This window comes from Bradyrhizobium sp. USDA 3256, assembly GCF_054058275.1.
This window is the reverse complement of the sequence record NZ_JBSSAE010000002.1, coordinates 8,561,343-8,578,847: the sequence shown is the minus strand read 5'-3', so window position 1 is coordinate 8,578,847 and position 17,505 is coordinate 8,561,343. Positions and strand designations below refer to the sequence as shown.

General features: G+C 66.7%; 17 protein-coding genes. 6 read left to right on the top strand and 11 right to left on the bottom strand.

What is annotated here, in order from left to right:
• Positions 1-27 precede the first annotated feature (27 nt).
• Positions 28-924: an RNA polymerase sigma factor gene (locus tag ACVWY5_RS42280; RefSeq protein WP_028333779.1), complete on the bottom strand. Its 897-nt coding sequence runs from the start codon at positions 922-924 to the stop codon at positions 28-30.
• Between the two features lie 35 nt (positions 925-959).
• The gene (locus ACVWY5_RS42275; RefSeq protein WP_028333780.1) at positions 960-1,268 is read right to left on the bottom strand and encodes a hypothetical protein; all 309 of its coding nucleotides are present in this window, start codon (positions 1,266-1,268) and stop codon (positions 960-962) included.
• A gap of 181 nt (positions 1,269-1,449) precedes the next feature.
• Here ACVWY5_RS42275 and ACVWY5_RS42270 point away from each other — a divergent pair, with 181 nt between their 5' ends.
• Both ACVWY5_RS42270 and ACVWY5_RS42265 read left to right on the top strand, forming a co-directional pair.
• Complete coding sequence (locus tag ACVWY5_RS42270; protein WP_028333781.1) at positions 1,450-2,856, top strand: DHA2 family efflux MFS transporter permease subunit; 1,407 nt, start codon at positions 1,450-1,452, stop codon at positions 2,854-2,856.
• A gap of 115 nt (positions 2,857-2,971) precedes the next feature.
• Positions 2,972-4,246 carry an NAD(P)/FAD-dependent oxidoreductase gene (locus ACVWY5_RS42265; RefSeq protein ID WP_028333782.1) on the top strand — a complete coding sequence of 425 codons (1,275 nt, stop codon included), beginning with the start codon at positions 2,972-2,974 and terminating at the stop codon, positions 4,244-4,246.
• Between the two features lie 58 nt (positions 4,247-4,304).
• Here ACVWY5_RS42265 and ACVWY5_RS42260 read toward each other — a convergent pair whose 3' ends face one another.
• On the bottom strand, positions 4,305-5,255 hold the full coding sequence (locus ACVWY5_RS42260; protein WP_028333783.1) for an AraC-like ligand-binding domain-containing protein: 951 nt from the start codon (positions 5,253-5,255) through the stop codon (positions 4,305-4,307).
• A 149-nt stretch (positions 5,256-5,404) separates the two neighbouring features.
• Here ACVWY5_RS42260 and ACVWY5_RS42255 point away from each other — a divergent pair, with 149 nt between their 5' ends.
• Entirely contained in the window at positions 5,405-6,058 is a 654-nt protein-coding gene (locus ACVWY5_RS42255; RefSeq protein WP_028333784.1) for an isochorismatase family protein, read from the top strand.
• A 237-nt stretch (positions 6,059-6,295) separates the two neighbouring features.
• Here the strand turns inward: ACVWY5_RS42255 and ACVWY5_RS42250 are convergent, their stop codons facing one another.
• Together ACVWY5_RS42250 and ACVWY5_RS42245 are read right to left on the bottom strand one after the other, a co-directional pair.
• Positions 6,296-7,522 carry an ABC transporter substrate-binding protein gene (locus ACVWY5_RS42250; protein ID WP_038377394.1) on the bottom strand — a complete coding sequence of 409 codons (1,227 nt, stop codon included), beginning with the start codon at positions 7,520-7,522 and terminating at the stop codon, positions 6,296-6,298.
• A gap of 54 nt (positions 7,523-7,576) precedes the next feature.
• Positions 7,577-8,779 carry a cytochrome P450 gene (locus tag ACVWY5_RS42245; protein WP_028352106.1) on the bottom strand — a complete coding sequence of 401 codons (1,203 nt, stop codon included), beginning with the start codon at positions 8,777-8,779 and terminating at the stop codon, positions 7,577-7,579.
• Between the two features lie 82 nt (positions 8,780-8,861).
• Here ACVWY5_RS42245 and ACVWY5_RS42240 point away from each other — a divergent pair, with 82 nt between their 5' ends.
• Complete coding sequence (locus ACVWY5_RS42240) at positions 8,862-9,386, top strand: MarR family winged helix-turn-helix transcriptional regulator (RefSeq protein WP_028333787.1); 525 nt, start codon at positions 8,862-8,864, stop codon at positions 9,384-9,386.
• A 400-nt stretch (positions 9,387-9,786) separates the two neighbouring features.
• Here the strand turns inward: ACVWY5_RS42240 and ACVWY5_RS42235 are convergent, their stop codons facing one another.
• Positions 9,787-11,646: a feruloyl-CoA synthase gene (locus tag ACVWY5_RS42235; protein ID WP_028333788.1), complete on the bottom strand. Its 1,860-nt coding sequence runs from the start codon at positions 11,644-11,646 to the stop codon at positions 9,787-9,789.
• Between the two features lie 176 nt (positions 11,647-11,822).
• Here ACVWY5_RS42235 and ACVWY5_RS42230 point away from each other — a divergent pair, with 176 nt between their 5' ends.
• Positions 11,823-12,353 (top strand): MarR family winged helix-turn-helix transcriptional regulator, encoded by a 531-nt coding sequence (locus ACVWY5_RS42230; RefSeq protein WP_028333789.1) that lies wholly within the window; start codon positions 11,823-11,825, stop codon positions 12,351-12,353.
• Between the two features lie 237 nt (positions 12,354-12,590).
• On the top strand, positions 12,591-14,378 hold the full coding sequence (atzF, locus tag ACVWY5_RS42225; RefSeq protein ID WP_028333790.1) for an allophanate hydrolase: 1,788 nt from the start codon (positions 12,591-12,593) through the stop codon (positions 14,376-14,378).
• Positions 14,379-14,401: 23 nt separating this feature from the next.
• On the opposite strand, the gene ACVWY5_RS42220 is transcribed toward atzF, so the two are convergent.
• From ACVWY5_RS42220 to ACVWY5_RS42200, 5 genes are read right to left on the bottom strand one after another with little or no spacing between them, the layout of a single operon-like run.
• A complete protein-coding gene (locus tag ACVWY5_RS42220) occupies positions 14,402-14,617 on the bottom strand; it encodes a hypothetical protein (RefSeq protein WP_028333791.1) in 216 nt (71 codons plus the stop codon).
• A gap of 56 nt (positions 14,618-14,673) precedes the next feature.
• Positions 14,674-15,411, bottom strand: coding sequence for a GntR family transcriptional regulator (locus tag ACVWY5_RS42215; protein ID WP_028333792.1), 738 nt, complete (start codon positions 15,409-15,411; stop codon positions 14,674-14,676).
• 42 nt (positions 15,412-15,453) lie between these two features.
• The gene (gene hpxZ / locus ACVWY5_RS42210) at positions 15,454-15,846 is read right to left on the bottom strand and encodes an oxalurate catabolism protein HpxZ (protein ID WP_028333793.1); all 393 of its coding nucleotides are present in this window, start codon (positions 15,844-15,846) and stop codon (positions 15,454-15,456) included.
• 56 nt (positions 15,847-15,902) lie between these two features.
• A complete protein-coding gene (locus ACVWY5_RS42205; protein ID WP_028333794.1) occupies positions 15,903-17,306 on the bottom strand; it encodes an AtzE family amidohydrolase in 1,404 nt (467 codons plus the stop codon).
• 7 nt (positions 17,307-17,313) lie between these two features.
• Positions 17,314-17,493, bottom strand: a complete 180-nt coding sequence (locus ACVWY5_RS42200) for a DUF4089 domain-containing protein (protein WP_028333795.1) — start codon at positions 17,491-17,493, stop codon at positions 17,314-17,316.
• Positions 17,494-17,505: the final 12 nt, after the last annotated feature.

The following is a 17,505-nucleotide window of genomic DNA, read 5'->3' as shown; positions in this document are numbered from 1 at the left end:
CTGCGCCACGTGCGGAGGGTCGGCCACCTACCCTTGATCCACCACCCATTCGGCGCCGTCGATCGCATAGGACGCGTGGCGGAAATCCCTGATCGTCGCAACCTTGTCGGCCGACCAGTCGAGCAGCATGAACGATCGCGGCGGCGCGTCCAGAGCGGTCGGATCGAACACCAGGATCGCGGGGCGCCCCTCGACCTGTCCGGTCACCAGATGCCAGTCGTCGATCTTCGAATAATTGCCGAAGTAGCGTGACACCTCGGCCTTGCCGTTCAGCCGCGTGCGGTTGACGAGCTCGAGCCTGATGTCATCGGCGATCATGGCGCGGATGGCGTCGAAGTCGCGGGCGTTGAAATGGCTGACATAGGCGTTGAGCCTGATGCGATCGGCCGGCGACAGGCCGGGCCGCGGCGCGTCGTCCGGCTCGGCGGCAAACTCGCGCAGCTGCGTGCGTCCACGGTGCAGCGCGGCTTTCACCGCCGGCAGGCTGAAATCCATGATGCCGCAGATCTCCTGCAGGGAGCAGCCGAGCACATCCATCAGGATCACGCTGGAACGCTGCGCCACCGGCAGGCGCATGAAGGTGCGCAGGCTGGTCGCGGCGATCTCGCGGCGGTCCAAATCATCGAGCTCTCCGGCCATCATGTCCACCTCCTCCGGCGCACGGAGCGCTTCCTGGCGGTTGCGCCGCCTGAGGAAATCGAGCGCGGTGTTGTGCGCGATCCGGAACAGCCAGGCTTGCGGATTCTGGATCGGCGCGGCGGACCCGAAGGCTTCCACCGCCTTGATCAGCGCATCCTGCAGCACATCCTCGCCGTCGATGACCGATCCGACCATGCGGGCGCAGTAGCGATGCAGCCTTGGCCGCATCGCCGCCAAAAGCGCGTCGACGTCGGTCGCGGCCGGCGCTTGGTGTGGTGACGTCATGATGGCTCCGCCAGATCGGTGCACTGCCCGCCGGTTCACGGCTCATCCAGCATACGATAATTCCCGACAATCACCGCACTGCGAACCAGCGGCGGCTCGGCGCAACGATCGCGGATGCCGTCCTGGAAGGCCTGGAACGCGGCCAGTTTCGGGATCGGGCTCGAGCCATCCTCGGCGGCGGTCTCGACCATGTGGATGAAGGTATCGTCCTCCAGCCGCAGGGTCAGATAGCGCACGCCGTCCGGCCTGGCCGCCTTCAGCTCGGCGAACACCGCCGACACCAACGCGGCATTCTTCTCCGCCATCTCCGGCTTCGCCTTGTACCTGATCAGGGTCCGTCTCATCGCAGCCTCCTTGGCCTGGTCCTGCGGCCTGAACCGGCCGCCTCAGACCCAAGGACGTTTGCAAACCGCCAAAGGATGCGGTCCGGCAAAAATAAATTTAGGCCGCATCCTTTGCCCGTCCCGGTTCGTCCTGGCCTGCGAAGCGCGCCGCAACCTCACGGCGCGGCAATGGAGAACGACCATGCAGACCCCTCGGGAGCGCGCCGAACAGCGCTGGGTGCTCGGCCTCACCGCGCTGGCATCCTTCATGATGGCGCTCGACGCCATGATCATGACCACGGCCTTCGCCACCATCCGCGCCGATTTCGGAAGCGCCGTGGAGACGCTGCAATGGACCGTCAACGCCTTCAACCTGACCTTCGCGGTGCTGCTCCTGACCGGCGCGGCGCTCGGCGACCGGTTCGGGCGGCGCAGGATGTTCGCGGCCGGGATCGGCCTGTTCGTCGTGGCTTCCGCGGCCTGCGCGCTGGCGGGCAACGCCGCGGCCCTGATCGCGGCGCGCGCCCTGCAGGGCGCAGGCGCGGCGCTGGTGATGCCGCTGGCGATGGCGATCCTGAGCGGCGCCTTCGGCCGCGAGGAGCGCGCCCGTGCGCTCGGCATTTTCAGCGGCATCACCGGATGCGCGCTCATCATCGGCCCAGCGATCGGCGGCTTCATCACCGAGCATCTCGGCTGGCGCTGGATCTTCTGGATCAATTTGCCGATCGGCCTGGTCGCGATTGCCCTCGTGATCGCCCGCCTGCGCGAAAGCTTTGGGCCGGCTGCGCCGCTCGACATTGCCGGCCTCACGCTGGTCGCGCTCGCTGCGCTCACACTGGTCTGGGGCCTGCTGCGCGGCAATGGCGTCGGCTGGGCCAGCGCGGAAGTCTCGGGCGCGCTGATCGCCGGCGTCGCGCTGGCAGCGATGTTCGTGTTGTGGGAGCTGCGTGCGACAAGCCCGATGGTGCCGATGCGGCTGTTCGCGGTCAGGCCTTTTGCATCGGGCATGGCCGCAAGCGTGCTTTTCTACGCCGCGATGTATGGCGTGCTGTTCCTGCTGCCGCAGTTCCTGCAGATCGCGCTCGGCTTCGACGCCTTCGGCGCCGGGCTGCGTCTGCTGCCGTGGACGGCGACGCTGTTCGTCACCGCACCGATCGCCGGCGCCGCAGTCAACCGGTTCGGCGAGCGCACGCTTGTCGTCACCGGCCTGCTGATGCAGGCGATCGGGCTCGGCTGGATCAGCGAGATCGTGAGCCCCACAGTGCCCTATTCGGCTCTCGTCGCGCCGCTGGTGCTCGCCGGCGTCGGCGTGTCGATGGCGATGCCGGCCGCGCAGAACGCGGTGCTGGGCGCGGTTGCCGTTAGCGAGATGGGCAAGGCCTCTGGTATCTTCAACATGGGCCGCTTCCTCGGCGGCATGTTCGGCATCGCGGCGCTGGTGGCGAGTTTCTCCGCCAATGGCGCAGCCGATACATCCGGACATTTCACCAACGGCTTTGCGTCGGCGATGAGCCTTGCCGCAACGCTGTCGTTCGCCGGCGCGGTCGCGGGACTGTTCCTGCCGATGCGGCGGCGGGCCGTCGCCGCGGCCGCGCCACAGGATGCGTGAGGCTTGCGGCGATTGGGTTTTGCTATCGGGCGATCGGGCATTTCGTGTTGGAATGGAGCTGCGAATGAATACATAATCAAACGACGAAGCCGTTCGAAACCGAGAGCGACATCAGATGACGCAAGCGCCGGCCAAACCTCATCGCGTGGTGATCGTCGGCGCCGGCTTCGGCGGCCTGGAAACCGCCTTCGGTCTCGCAAAGGCGCCGGTCGAGATCACGCTGATCGACCGCCGCAACCACCATCTGTTCCAGCCGCTGCTCTATCAGGTCGCGACCGCTTCGCTTGCCACCAGCGAGATCGCCTGGCCGATCCGCTATCTCTTGCGCGACCGGCCCGAGGTGACGACGCTGTTCGCCAATGTGTGCGGCGTCGACGCCGCGGCGAAATGCGTCCAGCTCGACGACGGCGGCAGCATTCCCTACGACACGCTGGTCCTCGCCACCGGCGCCCGCCACGCCTATTTCGGCCATGACGAATGGGAGCCGTTCGCGCCGGGCCTGAAGACGCTGGAGGACGCGACCACGCTGCGGCGGCGCATCCTGGTCGCCTTCGAGCGCGCCGAGCGCGAGACCGATCCGGACAAGCGCGCGGCGCTGCTGACCTTCGTCATCATCGGCGCCGGGCCGACCGGTGTCGAGATGGCCGGCACCATCGCCGACCTCGCCAAGGACACGCTGCCGCAAGACTTCCGTCACATCGACACGCGCAAGGCACGCGTGGTGCTGATCGAGGCCGGCTCGCGCGTGCTGGCCGGCTTCCCCGACGATCTCTCGGCCTATGCGCAGGCGTCGCTGGAAAAACTCGGCGTTGAGGTGATGCTGGGCGAGCCGGTCACCGAATGCTCGGCCGACGGCGTGGTGTTCGGCGGCAAGAGGCTGGAGGCGCGCACCATCGTCTGGGCCGCCGGCGTGCGCGCCTCGCGCGCCGCCGAGTGGCTGAACGCGCCGGCCGATCGCGCCCATCGGCTGCAGGTCGAGCCGGATCTGACCGTGCCGGGCCATCCCGATGTCTTCGCCGTCGGCGATACCGTCACGATCAAGGACCCCGACGGCAATCCGGTGCCCGGCATCGCCCCGGCCGCCAAGCAGGAGGGGCGCTATGTCGCCGCGCTGATCAAGGCCCGGCTCGACGGCAAGACGCTGCCGCCGTTCCGCTACAAGCATGCCGGCAGCCTCGCCCAGATCGGCAAGAAGAAGGCGGTGATCGATTTCGGCTGGCTCAAGCTGCGCGGCTCATTGGCATGGTGGATCTGGGGCCTCGCCCACATCTACTTCCTGATCGGCGTGCGGCATCGGATTGCGGTGGCGATGAACTGGCTCTGGATCCACACCCGCGACCAGCGCGCCGCACGGCTGATCACGCAAGGCAGCAGCAAGGTCGCGCAGTAGGGGCTCGGCACTGCGCTATCCTGTTATCCGTCTTTGCCTCTCAGCGCTGTACGCATTGTCACCCCATCACCTGATGCGGCGAGCGGCCGAACGCGGCCTTGAAGGCGCGGCTGAAATGCGAGACGTCGCTGAAGCCGAAGCTCAGCGCGACATCGGTGACATGGTTGAAGCGCCGCTCGGCCAGCGCCTGATAGGCGCCGGCGAGGCGCTGCTGCCAGAGCCAGCGGATCGGCGTCGTGCCTTCGCGCGCGAACAGGCGATTGAGCGTGCGCGGCGCCATGTTCTGCGCCGTGGTGATCGCATCGAGATCGAGCCCGGGATCGTCGAGATTGGCCAGCATGTAGGCCTTGACCCGCGCCAGCCGTTCGTCGCCGCGCCGGGGCCCTTCGTCCGTCAGCTCGGTCTGCAGCGTGGTTGCGAAAATATCGAGCGCCGCCGCAGCAAGCCGTATCGCCGCAGGTCCGGCCGCGTCATCGAGCCGCGTCAGCCGGCGGATCAGCGATCCCGCCAGCGCTCCCACTTTCGACGCGTTGCCGACCCGCCGCGCCGTCAGGCGCTGCGCATCCGGCAGGCGCGCGAGCAGCAGCGGCCGCGGGATCGACACCATGATCGCGCGCGCGCTTGGGGCGAATTCGAGCGTGAACGGCTGCGCCTGGTCATGCAGCATCAGATCGCCCCGGCGCATGCGCACGTCGCGGCCGCCTTGCGCAAAGCCGACCTCGCCGCGCAGCGTGAGCCACAGCATGAAATAGTCGCGCGGATCCCTGCGGACGTCGCTCGCGCTGCGCGTCACCCGGATGCGGTCGGCGGCCGGCGTCGACGACCAGATGTCGTTGATGGCCAGCGGGCCGAGATTGCGTATCGAGATCGACGCGGCAAACGCCTCGTCGGCGACGCGACGGCATTCGGTCAGCGAAAATTCGCGGCAGGTGACGTGATGCCAGCGGTCGAAGCTGTCACCCGGCGCAACGAGCGTTTGCGCGACGACTGTGTGATCTGGGGTCTGCATCGGACCTTGCTCCCGCCCAACCCGGCAGCGGAATATTCTGCGTCCGGCCCTCCCTTCTGGCAAGCAGAGACCAGCGACTGGCCGGCGCAGCCAAGAACGATCGCGGGAACCGGCGTAGAAATCGTCTCTCACCCAGGAGGAGACACCACATGGGCTACCAATGCGAAATCATCGATCCGGCGCGAACCGTGATGATCGTCGTCGACATGCAGAACGATTTCGTGGCCGAGGGCGCCAAGCTGCGTTCGGCCCAGGCCGCCGCCACGGTGCCGCGGCTGGCGCAGACCCTGAAGGCCTGCCGCGACAAGGGCATCCGCGTCATCTACACCGCGCATGTGCATCGCCGCGACGGCAGCGACATGGGCCTCTATGACGATCTCTATTCGCCGATCGCCGACCGGTCGTCGCTGGTCGACGGCACCGAGGGCGTCGAGATCTTCAACGACCTCGCGCCCGCCCTCGGCGAGCACGTCATCAAGAAGCACCGCTACAGCGCGTTCTTCGCCACCGATCTCGATCTCATCCTGCGCGAATGGGGCATCACCACGGTGATCATCTCGGGGACCACGACCGAGAACTGCTGCCACGCCACCGCGCGCGACGCCATGTTCCACAATTACAAGGTCGTCTTCCTGTCGGACGCGACCGGCACGTTCGACTATCCCGATGTCGGCCAGGGCGCCTTGTCCGCCGAGGAGGTGCACCGCGCCACGCTGACGATCCTCGCATTCTCCACCGCGCATGTCATGACGGCGGCCGAGATGCTGGCGCGAGTGAAGGTGGCGAGCCCGAAGGCGGCGTAGCGAAGTTCGGTCTCAACGCAGTATAGCCCGCGGAGAAAACTCACCTCCTTCACCCTCCCCTGGAGGGGGAGGGTCGGATCGCAACGAGCGCAGCGACGTGCGATCCGGGGTGGGGTGATCTCTCAACACGGGCACTGTTCGACTGGATGGACCTTCACCCCACCTCGGTTCGCATTTCATGCGAACCGATCCTCCCCCTCCAGGGGAGGATGTGACCGCGCGCGGCAGCCACCCTCGTCACTTCACCAGTGAGCAGCCGCCATCGGCCAGCGGGCGGAATGCCTGATCGGCCGGGATGGTCGCGATCAGCTTGTAATAGTCGTAGGGGTACTTCGACTCCTCCGGCTTCTTCACCTCGAACAGATACATCGGGTGGATGACGCGGCCGTCCTGGCGGATCGTGGTGTCGCCGAACAGCTTGTCCTTGCCCTTGAAGGTCTTCATCTGCGGCACCACCGCCTTGGCGTCGTCGCTGCCGGTCGCGGCGACCGCGTTGAGATAGGCGAGCGTCGAGGCGTAGACGCCGGCCTGGTTGCCGCTCGGCATCTTGCCGTTCATGCCGGGACGCGCAGCGAAGCGCTTTGCGAACGCGCGGGTGTCGTCATTCATGTCCCAGTAGAAGGCTTCCAGCAGCTGCAGGCCCTGCGCCACCTTCAGGCCCATGCCGTGGATGTCGTTCACGAACAGCAGGAACGCCACCATGGTCTGGCCGCCCTGCTGAATGCCGAACTCGGCCGCCTGCTTCACCGCATTGATGGTGTCGCCGCCGGCATTGGCGAGCCCGATCACTTTTGCTTTCGAGCTCTGCGCCTGCAGCAGGAACGACGCGAAGTCCGACGTGCCGAGCGGATGCTTGCTCGAGCCCAAAACCTTGCCGCCGTGCTTCTCGATGTAGTTGGTCGCCTCGGCCTCAATGCCTTTGCCGAGTGCATAATCGACGGTCACGAAATACCAATCCTTGCCGCCACGCTGCATCATCGCGGCCGCGGTGGTGTTGCCGGTGGCCCAGGCGTCGTTGACCCATTGAATGGTGTTCGGCGAGCAGGCCTTGCCGGTGAGATCGGAGCTCGCGGTCGACGATGCCAGGAACGTCATCCGGCTATCGCGCAGGATGGTGTTGATGGCGAGCCCGACCGCCGAGTTCGGCACGTCGACGATGGCATCGACGCCTTCGACATCGAGCCATTTGCGCGCGATCGCAGAGCCCACGTCGGCCTTGTTCTGGTGATCGGCATAGACGATCTCGACCTTGATGCCCTTGCCGCCACCATTGAAATCTTCCGCGGCCATCCGCGCGGCCTCCACTGAACCCATGCCGTTGGTGTCCTGGAAGATGCCGGAAATGTCGTTGAGCACGCCGACGCGGACCACGTCGCCGGAAATCTCCGCGCGTGCGCCGCCCGCGGCGCAGGCCAGTGCCAGCGCAAGTCCAATCGTAAATCGCCCAACCCCGAAGCCCCTCATCGTCTCCCCTCCCATGTTTCCTCAATCGACCTTTTTCTGGTCTTGAGCGTTTCGTCAGGCCGGCGTGATCTCGACCGGCAGGCTGCTGAGCCCGCGCAGCGTGTTGTTGAAAAGGCGCTTCGGCTCGCCGGTGATATCGATCCTGGCGACACGACGCGCCAGCGCCGCCATCATCACCTCGCCTTCGAGACGGGCGACGAGCTGGCCGACACACATATGGATGCCCGACCCGTAGCCGACATGGCCCGACGTACGACGCGTGATGTCGTAGCTGTCGGGCGCTTCCCAGCGGCGCGGATCACGATTGGCCGCGGCCAGGAACATCAGCACCTTCTCGCCTTCAGGAATGCTGGCTCCACTGAGCTCGACGTCGCGCGTCGTGGTGCGGAAGAAAGTCTGGACCGGACTTTCGAACCGCACGGCTTCCTCGAAGGCGTTGCGCGCCAGCGTCGGATCGGCGCGCAACCTCTGGAACTGGTCGGGAAAGCGGGCGAGGCAGTAGACAGCGGCGCCGATGCCGTTGACGGTCGTGTCGAGACCGGCCGACAGCAGCGAGCGCACCAGCAGCGGCGCTTCGGTCGCGGTAATGGCGCCGGTATCGACATGGGCGTGAATGCAGGCGCCGATGCCGCCCGGGGTGAGATTGTCGCGCTGGCATTGCTCGGCAACATAGGCCTGATGCGGCGCCGAGCGCTCGATCGCCTCCTTGCGGAGCTCGTTCGGCGGGCCGAAGGCATTGAACACCAGACTGGCGTAGGGCAGCAGATGCTCGCGGCCCTCCGGCCTCAGGCCGAGCGCATCCGGGAAGATCGACAACGGATAGGCTTCCGCAAGGTCCGCGACCGCGTCGAAGCGGCGCTTCTCCAGCAGCGCATCGAGGCGGGCCTCCGCAGCGGCGGCAAATTGCCCGCGAAGCTGCTTCATCACGGTCGCCGACAACACCGTGCTCAGCACGGCGCGGGTCCGGGTATGGGCGGGCGGGTCGGCCTCCAGGATCAGGCTCGCCGGCCGCCACGGCTTCTCCTTGGAAAAGTCGCTGAGGCCGACGCCGCGGCTGGAGCAGAAGGTCGCGGGGTCGTTCAGCACCGCATGGACCTCGGCGTAGCGCGCCACGCCATAGACATTCCACTTGTCGAGATAGACCACCGGTGCGGCCTCGCGCAGCCGCTCGTGGGTCGGGAATGGATCGGCGAAGAACTCGAGCGCGAACGGATCGACGTCGAGATGCGGGACGGACGCAGCTTCTGTTGCAGTCATCGGGACCTCCCGAGGTTTGATCTTGTCAACACGGGCCGCATATCTATTGCTCCCGGACAGTTTCGCAGCGATGATTTGAGAGATGAGCAGCCAGGCCCTCCCCCGAAAGCCCCGCCGGCCGAGACCGGCCGATCCCGCAGACGCCAGCGACGGCCCGCTGCTGGACCTTGATCGCTATGTGCCGGCGTTCATCACCTTCATCGGCAACAAGCTGTCGAACAGCGCCACCGCGTTTTACCAGAAGAATTTCGGCGTCAATGTCACCGAGTGGCGGATTATCTCGCAACTGGCGATCGAGCCGGGCATTCCCGCCTCCCGGATCTGCCAGGTGATCGGCTTCGACAAGGGGCCGGTCAGCCGCAACCTCGCGGCATTGCAGAAGCGCGGCCTGCTGACCATCCGCACCGCGCCGGACGACGGCCGCACCCATTCGATCACGCTGACCGCGCGCGGCCGCGCCATCCACGACAAGGTCATCGTCGCGGCGCTGGAGCGCGAGCGCCGGCTGCTGTCGTGCCTGAAGAAGGACGAGCGCGAGGTGCTGATCGAGCTGCTGCGCCGGCTGCACGAGAATCTCGGCGCCGTGACCGGGCAAAGCACGACCTGACGGCGCGGCGGGACCACGGGCGGCGCGCTGCGCCCCCACGGTATTCGTCCGATTGTCCATGCGTGCCGATCGCGCCGTGCTGCGCAACATTCTCCTCCCAAACGCCTGGCCGTTGACCGGCCCTGTCCCTATGGGTACGGAAACTCGCACAGCTTAGTTGCTATGGCAACTAAAAACGCGCGTGTGCGGCGCGGCGAGAGGAAGCAGCGGGGACCTGGCGGTTGGACAGCTAAAACTTGGATGATCCGTGCCATAAACGCGGTGTCGTCCCGGCCTCCGAGCCGGGACCCATAACCGAACTTTGTTCACAGTGTCGGCCGCGGAGTATGGGTCCCAGCTTCCGCAGGGACGACCGCAGTCTATGCGGTGCGCCGCTGGCGGGTCACAGGCACAAATCGGCTCACAAGCCCGCGCAGCGGATCGTCTCATCCGACGCGTCATCCTCCAATACCGCCACCGCTGCAGCGCGGCGCGTCAGCACGGCGCGCTGGTTGATGTAGCCCTTGTCGGTGATCTCCCCGCCGTCGACCGAGGCGGGCTCGGCCAGCAGCAGCGCACGGGTGGCATGGCCGGAGGAATGGCCGCCCTGCGCCTTCAGCGTCGCCAGCCCCCGCCCGATCGCGGAACGGACCGCCGGATGGCCGATCACCTCCCGCGCATCGGCGCTCTCGGGCAGGCCTGCCAGCGCGCGGCAGGCGGCAAGATTCGGGAACACCAGGAAGCGCACCTCATCGCGGCCATGGCCGGTGACGACGATGTCCTGCGCGAGCGGCGCCAGCGCCGCGATGCCGGCGACGCGCAAAGTGCCGGCGCTGACCCAAGTGCCGGAATTGAGCTTGAAATCCTCCGCCACGCGGCCGTCGAAGAACAGGCCGAGATCGGGCCGTGCGGGATCTGCGAAGGTGACGGCGTCGCCGATCTTGTAAAAGCCCTCGGCATCGAAAGCCTCTGCGGTCAGCTCGGGCGCCTTCCAGTAGCCCGGCGTGACGTTGGGCCCGCGCACCCGCACCTCGAGCTTGTCGCCCGACGGCACCAGCTTGAGCTCGGTGCCGGGGATCGGCACGCCGATATTGCCGGAGCGTTTTGCCAGGAAGTGGCAATCGGTCGCGAGCGGCGAGGTCTCGGTCGAACCCCAGGCCGACACCATCGGCAACCGGCGGCCGACCGTCTGCAGCGACAAGTCCTCCAGCGCATCCCACAGATTCTGCGGCAGCGCCGCGCCGGCATAGAAGGCGAATTTGGTGCCCTCGAAGAATTTTCTGCGCAGTTCGTCGTCGGTGCGCAGCGCCGCGATCAGCATGTCGAAGCCGCGCGGTACGTTGAAATAGACCGTCGGCACCACGCTGCGCAGGTTGGCCAGCGAGGTCGCGAACAGACCGGGCGCCGGCTTGCCGCCGTCGATATAGAGCGTGCCGCCGTTGCGCAGCACCAGATTGAAATTGTGGTTGGCGCCGAAGGTGTGGCTCCAGGGCAGCCAGTCCAGGATGACCAGATCATCGCGCGCTTGCTCGAGGAACGTCCAGGTCTGCGCCTTGGCCTGCTGGCTCGAGGTCAGCATGCGCTGGGTGTTGATCACGGCCTTCGGCGTGCCTGTCGAGCCCGAGGTGAATAGGAATTTGGCGATCGTGTCCGCCGTCACCGCCGCGAACGCCTTCGCGACCCCGGGCGCTTCCGGCGTGGCAGCGACGGTGCGGAACGGCAATGCGTCGGCATCGTCGGGATTGCCGCTGACGATGGTCGCGCGATGCAGCGGCTTGATTGCGCCAAGCGCCGCCGCGAACGGCCTCGTGCCCGTGACGTAGATTGCGCCGGGATCGAGCAGCTCGATCATGCTCTTCAGCTTGTCGAAGTCTTTCGACATCAAGGAATAGGCCGGCGAGATCGCGGCCGAGGGCACGCCGACATGCTGCGCGGCAAGCGCAAACAACGCGTGATCGATGCCGTTGTCGGAGAGGATGACGAGCGGCCGTTCCGTGCTCAGCCCTTGCGCCAGCACCCACGATGCGGCCCGCCGCACGATGCCGAGCGCGTCGCGATAGCTGACGGTGCTCCAGGGCGCCTCGGCATTGGCGCGCTCGCCGAGAAAGATGCGATCCGGCGCCTGCCGCGCCCAATGCTCCAGCCAGTCGCCGACGCAGCGGGCGCCCTGCTTCAGCGGCGTGGTGGAGCGGACCAGGATGCTGCCGTCGTCGCGGCGATCCGCAACGATCGCGGGCGTCGCGAACAGGCTGCTCGGATTGTCTCCGCTGGCAGCGGCCATCGTCATGGTTTCCTCCTCGCCCAAGTCTTGTCACCCGTGTCTTATCGGGATCGCGCTGCAACATGGTGCGGCGCCGCGGTCCCGGCCGGGCTCTTTGGCCATAATGTTGCGGACATCAATTGTTGTCGTCAACAACAATCTTTCCATCGCGACGATGCCGCGCTAGCCTTGCGGTCATGGCAGACCAGCAAAAGACATCGCGCAAGGCGGCAGGAACGGCAGCGGCAGTCCGCCGCCCCCGGTCGCACAGAGCAAATGGCGGGGCGCCCCGCGGCGAGGCCGGCGACGACATCGGCCTCGACGCGCTGGTCGGTCACGCCGGCTATGCGGTGCGGCGCTTCCAGCTCTGGATCTTTCAGGACTTCATCAAGACGCTGGCGACGGTCGATATCCGCCCAACCCAGTATTCGGTGATGACCGTGATCGGGGCCAATCCGGGCCTCAGCCAGATGGCGGTGGCAAAGCGGCTCGGGATCGAACGCGCGCGGCTGGTGCATCTGCTCGACAGCCTGGAAGACCGCGACTTCGTCAGCCGCGTCCCCTCCGCGACCGACCGCCGCTCCCATGCGCTGCATTTGACGGCGCGCGGCAAGACCGCGCTGGCACAGTTCAAGCGGCTCGCCGCCGAGCATGAGCGGCATGTCGCCGAGAAGATCGGCAAGGAAAATCGCGAGCAACTGCTGCAGATCCTCGCCTGCTTCACCTGACCTCGCGACGAGATTTCGGCTTGACCAGACCTGCCTCTAAATTGGGCAGATGCTCATTCAAGCGAGCCCGCGTTCGTTACCGAAAGGCATTTCAAGCAACTGATATTGTGAAATAATCCGCCGCGCGACGGGCGCGGGCGAATTGTACACAATGGCACATTGCTTGCTTCGGTCAGGCTGCGATTCCCTTGCGGATGGCGTCCGACGCCTCGCCGCTCACGAGATGAGGCCAACCACGTGACTGAAACTGTCGCCGCGATCGTCGCCGCGCACCGCGCCGGGACCATGACGCCGGCCCAAACCGTGGCGCGCAGCTACCAGCGCATCCGCGAGCACAATGACCCCGCCATCTTCATCAGCCTGCGCGACGAGAAGGATGCGCTTGCCGAGGCCGAGCGGCTCGCCAATCCGACATTGCCGCTTTACGGCGTGCCGGTCGCGGTGAAGGACAATATCGACGTCGCGGGACTGCCGACCACCGCCGCCTGCCCGGCGTTCTCCTATCTGCCCGCGCAGGATTCCACCGCGGTCGCGAAACTGCGCGCTGCCGGCGCCATTATCATCGGCAAGACCAATCTTGACCAGTTCGCCACCGGCCTGGTCGGCGTGCGCTCGCCCTACGGCATCCCCAAGAACCCGGTACGCGGCGATCTGGTGCCGGGCGGATCGAGCTCGGGCTCCGCGGTCGCGGTGTCCGCGGGCCTGGTGCCGCTAGCGCTCGGCACCGACACCGCGGGCAGCGGCCGTGTGCCGGCGATGCTCAACAACATCGTCGGGCTCAAGCCGAGCCTTGGGCTGATCTCGACCACCGGCGTCGTGCCGGCCTGCCGCACGCTCGACTGCGTCTCGATCTTCTCGCTCACCGTCGACGACGCGCTGGCGGCGCTCGCCGTCATGTCCGGGCCGGATCACTCCGATCCGTACTCGCGCGACCGGCCGCTGGCCCCGCTGGCGAGCTTTCCGGCGAAGCCAAAGCTCGGCATTCCCCAAAGCGGCCAGTTGAAATTCTTCGGCGATCATGAGGCCGAGAAGGCCTATGGCGAGGCGTGCAAGCGCTGGCAGGCGCTCGGCGCCGATCTCGTCGAATTCGACCTCGCACCATTCTACGAGACCGCGCGGCTGCTTTATGAGGGCCCGTGGGTGGCGGAACGCTATCTCGTGATCCGTGATCTCTTGGCGTCGTCACCCGAGGCGGTCCATCCGGTGACGCGCGAGATCACCGTCGGCGGATCGCGCCCCACGGCCGCGGACACTTTTTCTGCGCTGTACCGCCTCGAGGCGCTGCGCCGCGTCGCCGAGCGCAGCCTTGCGCAACTCGATGCTATCGTACTGCCGACCGCCCCGACCGTCTATTCCACCGCTGACGTGCTCGCCGATCCGATCGAGCTCAACTCGCGACTCGGTACCTACACCAATTTCGTCAACCTGCTCGACATGTGCGGCCTGGCGCTGCCGGCCGGGATGCGGCCCGACGGCGCGCCGTTCGGCATCACGCTGCTCGCGCCCGCCGGCCGCGACGGGGAGCTTGCGAGCATCGGCCGCGTGTTCCATGCCGACACCGGACTTACCCTCGGCGCCAAGTCGCTGCCACAACCGCCGCTCGCCGCCGTGCCAGCGCAGGCTGCATCCAGCGAGATCACGATCGCGGTGGTCGGCGCGCATCTTTCCGGCATGGCGCTGAACCACGAGCTGACGACGCTCGATGCGCGCCTGCTTGAAGAGACCGTCACCGCACCGGACTACAAGCTCTACGCACTCGACACCACGCCGCCCAAACCCGGCATGCTGCGCATCGAGGCCGGTACTGGCGCATCGATCAAGCTCGAGCTGTGGGCGATGTCACCGGCGGCATTCGGAAAGTTCGTCGCCGCGATCCCGCCGCCGCTGTCGATCGGTACAGTCAGGCTCGCCGACGGACGGCAGGCCAAGGGCTTCATCGTCGAGCCGGCCGCGATCGACGGCGCGAAGGATATTTCGTCCTATGGCGGCTGGCGCGCATTCATGGCGGAGAGGACGGCCGTATAGCTGCGAGGGAATATGACGGCAGACTAGGCCGACTTGCGCCAGGCGGCCTCGTTCTTCTTCTCGTAATCGTCGAACGCCTTGATGAGGCCGGAAAGAACCTCGGCCGATGTCTCGAACATCGCCGCCAGCTGCGGTTCATCCACCTTACGGATATCCTCACGCAAATGGGTCACCGTCTCCTGCAAACGTTGCTTCAACTTCTGGGTGTGACGCCGGGGATCTTTTTCGGAGGAGGCCATCGCTTGCTCCTGATCGGGTGTAGACCGGAAGCAACGACCGCCATGCGCGCGAGTTCCTACACCGACACCGCGTAGGTCTCGTATTCCCCGCGCACCTGCTCGATATGGGCGCGCATCGCCGCGGCGGCGCCGATCTTGTCGCCGCGCATGATGGCGACGACGACGCGGTCGTGCTCGGCATGGGATTTTGCCAGACGCCCGAGGTTGCGGAACTGGGCGCGGCGGAACGGCTGCACGCGCACCCGCGTCGCCAGCGTGATCTCGGCAATGTAGGCGTTCTGCGAGCCGGCATAGATCGCGTTGTGGAAGCGCTCATTGACCTCGTGGAACCGCTCGGGATTGCCGGTGTAGCTCAGCACCCGCAACTCCTCGTGGATCGCCTCCAGCGCGTGGCGCTCCGCCGGCGTCATCCGCTCGGCGGCGAGGCCGGCGCAGATCGCTTCCAGCTCGGCCATCGCCTCGAACATGCCGGTGAGCCGTTCAAGCGAGGGCCGCGCCACCACGGCGCCGCGATGCGCGCGGGCATCGATCAGGCCGCTGGCGGCAAGCTGCCGCAGCGCTTCGCGCACCGGGGTGCGCGAGACCTTGAAGCGGCGCGCAAGGTCGGTCTCATCGAGCCCCGCGCCCGGCGGCAGCGTGCCGCGCACGATCTCGTCGGCAAGCTGCAGCCGCAGCTCTTCGGCACGGGTGACCTTGTCGACCAGCGACGACGGCCGATCGATGCGGCGCAGCGCCGGCTCGGACTCGGTGCCCGGCGGTTGCGGCGCGCGGGTCGGAAGATCGTCCAGGCTCATGGCTGAAGCGCCCTTTCAATCACCCTTGCAAAGCCCCCTTGTTCAGACGCTCTTGGGTTCGTCGATGACGCTGACATGGGCGGCGACGATTCTCCAGCCCTCGGGGAAACGAATCCACGTCTGCATCTGCCGCCCCACTCTACCCGGTGCGCTGTCCCGGTAGAACAGCGTCGAGGCGATCGCGGTGTCGCGGCCATAGGTCGTGATCACCGTCCGCTCGATTTTGCGCATCAGCCCGACCGGCGAGCGTCCGGCGCGAAACGCCATGATCTCGGCATAGCCATAGAGGTTCTCGCCAATGCCGTAACGCAGCGTACGGCGGTCGTCGTGGAACAGCTCGTCGAGCACCGCGACGTCGTTCGACACCAGCGCCTTCTCGTAGCGCTCAAACTGCGCCGTGACCTCGGCGACCACATCAGGAAGATCGATTTCCATGGCTTCCTCTTAGTTGCACATGATCTTATCGGAAAACCGGTTCCCACTTTTCCGGATCATGCGCCGATCCCTCTCGGCGCCGGCGCGGCCGCAACGCCCATCTGTTCCAGCGCATAGGCAACCCGCAGCGCCACGTCCTCGCGCCAGGGCGCCGCGATGATCTGCACGCCGATCGGCATCGGTTCAAGCGGCACCGGCACGGCGACCACCGGCAGGCCGATGAAGGAGATCGGCTGGGTGTGGATGCCGATATTGGCGCGCACCGGAAGCTCTACGCCGTCGAGCGTGAAACTGGCCTGACCGATCCTCGGCGCGGTGCACGGCGTCGCCGGCGCCAGGATCACATCGACCGACTGGAACAGCTCCAGCACCTTCGCGCGATACCAGCGGCGGAATTTTTGCGCCTTGTCGACATAGACCGCCGGAATCATCGCGCCCGCAATGAGACGGTCGCGCACCGCCGGATCGAAATCGTTGGGACGCTTGCGCAGGCGATCGAGATGCAGCGCGGCACCCTCGGTCGTGGTGATGATGTAGGCCGCAGCGCGGGCGCGCGCCGCTTCGGGAATCTCCACGGTCCGCGCGGCACCGAGCGCCTTCGCGACGCGCGCGACTGCCTCTGTCGCCTCCTGAAACAGGTTCTGCTGGAAATAGCCGCCGGCGATCGCAACTCGCAGCCCGCCAATATCATTGGCAAGCAACGGCAAGGTCGGCTCGACCGACTGCACAATGCAGGCGGGATCATCGGCATCAGGTCCCTGCATGGCATCATAGGCGAGCGCGAGATCCTTCACGCTGCGCGCCAGCGGGCCGAGATGATCGAGGCTGGCGACGAACGGATAGGACCGCGCGCGCGACAGCCTGCCATAGGTCGGCTTCAGGCCGAACGTGCCGCAGAATGACGACGGCACGCGGATCGAGCCGTTGGTATCGGAGCCGAGCGCGATCGGCACCAGCGCGCCGCCGACGGCGCTGCCGGAGCCGCCGGAGGAGCCGCCGGTCATCCGCGCCGGATCATGCGGATTGCGCGACGGGCCGTCATGCACGTTCTCGCCGGTGAAGTCGTAGGCGTATTCGCCCATGTTGAGTGCGCCGACCAGCACCGCACCGGCCGCTTCCATCCGCTCGATCAGCGTCGCGTCGCGCGGCGACGGCGGCAGATCGCGGTTGATCTTCGAGCCGGCGCGGGTCGGAAGACCCTGCACATCGAACAGGTTCTTCACTGCGAAGGGCACGCCGGCGAGCGGGCCGACCGGTTGACCGGCGGCGATCGCGGCATCGACCGCGCTGGCCCTGGCACGCGCGCGATCGGCGGTGACGTCGGTGAAGGCATTGAGCACCTTGTCATGCGCCGCGATCCGCGCCAGCGCAGCCTCGGTCGCAGCAAGAGCCGTGATCTTGCGGCTCGATACGGCCTGCGCGATCTCGGCGGCCGACATGGGAACGGGAGTTTCGGACATCGCCGTCTCAGGTCGAATAGACGGCGGCCGACACGACGTCGTCCGGCAGCGGGAAGTCATCGACCAGCCGAGCCAGCCGCAGCGAGACCTCGAGATTGGCGCGCACCGCCGGACGCCAGGCGTCCTCCAGCGGCAACGCCATCGCGCGGGCAACGGCGTTCATATAGTCGTCGAGATGATCGGTCATTTCGCTCCCAAT

Bases quoted from the DNA above. Each gene is read 5' to 3' on its own strand.
- ACVWY5_RS42280 (WP_028333779.1), bottom strand. From the start codon at position 924: ATGACGTCACCACACCAAGCGCCGGCCGCGACCGACGTCGACGCGCTT.
- ACVWY5_RS42245 (WP_028352106.1), bottom strand. From the start codon at position 8,779: ATGACTGCAACAGAAGCTGCGTCCGTCCCGCATCTCGACGTCGATCCG.
- ACVWY5_RS42230 (WP_028333789.1), top strand. From the start codon at position 11,823: ATGGCAGACCAGCAAAAGACATCGCGCAAGGCGGCAGGAACGGCAGCG.
- ACVWY5_RS42255 (WP_028333784.1), top strand. From the start codon at position 5,405: ATGGGCTACCAATGCGAAATCATCGATCCGGCGCGAACCGTGATGATC.
- hpxZ (WP_028333793.1), bottom strand. From the start codon at position 15,846: ATGGAAATCGATCTTCCTGATGTGGTCGCCGAGGTCACGGCGCAGTTT.
- ACVWY5_RS42235 (WP_028333788.1), bottom strand. From the start codon at position 11,646: ATGGCCGCTGCCAGCGGAGACAATCCGAGCAGCCTGTTCGCGACGCCC.
- ACVWY5_RS42200 (WP_028333795.1), bottom strand. From the start codon at position 17,493: ATGACCGATCATCTCGACGACTATATGAACGCCGTTGCCCGCGCGATG.
- ACVWY5_RS42250 (WP_038377394.1), bottom strand. From the start codon at position 7,522: ATGAGGGGCTTCGGGGTTGGGCGATTTACGATTGGACTTGCGCTGGCA.
- ACVWY5_RS42270 (WP_028333781.1), top strand. From the start codon at position 1,450: ATGCAGACCCCTCGGGAGCGCGCCGAACAGCGCTGGGTGCTCGGCCTC.
- ACVWY5_RS42205 (WP_028333794.1), bottom strand. From the start codon at position 17,306: ATGTCCGAAACTCCCGTTCCCATGTCGGCCGCCGAGATCGCGCAGGCC.
- ACVWY5_RS42275 (WP_028333780.1), bottom strand. From the start codon at position 1,268: ATGAGACGGACCCTGATCAGGTACAAGGCGAAGCCGGAGATGGCGGAG.
- ACVWY5_RS42260 (WP_028333783.1), bottom strand. From the start codon at position 5,255: ATGCAGACCCCAGATCACACAGTCGTCGCGCAAACGCTCGTTGCGCCG.
- ACVWY5_RS42265 (WP_028333782.1), top strand. From the start codon at position 2,972: ATGACGCAAGCGCCGGCCAAACCTCATCGCGTGGTGATCGTCGGCGCC.
- ACVWY5_RS42240 (WP_028333787.1), top strand. From the start codon at position 8,862: ATGAGCAGCCAGGCCCTCCCCCGAAAGCCCCGCCGGCCGAGACCGGCC.
- ACVWY5_RS42215 (WP_028333792.1), bottom strand. From the start codon at position 15,411: ATGAGCCTGGACGATCTTCCGACCCGCGCGCCGCAACCGCCGGGCACC.
- ACVWY5_RS42220 (WP_028333791.1), bottom strand. From the start codon at position 14,617: ATGGCCTCCTCCGAAAAAGATCCCCGGCGTCACACCCAGAAGTTGAAG.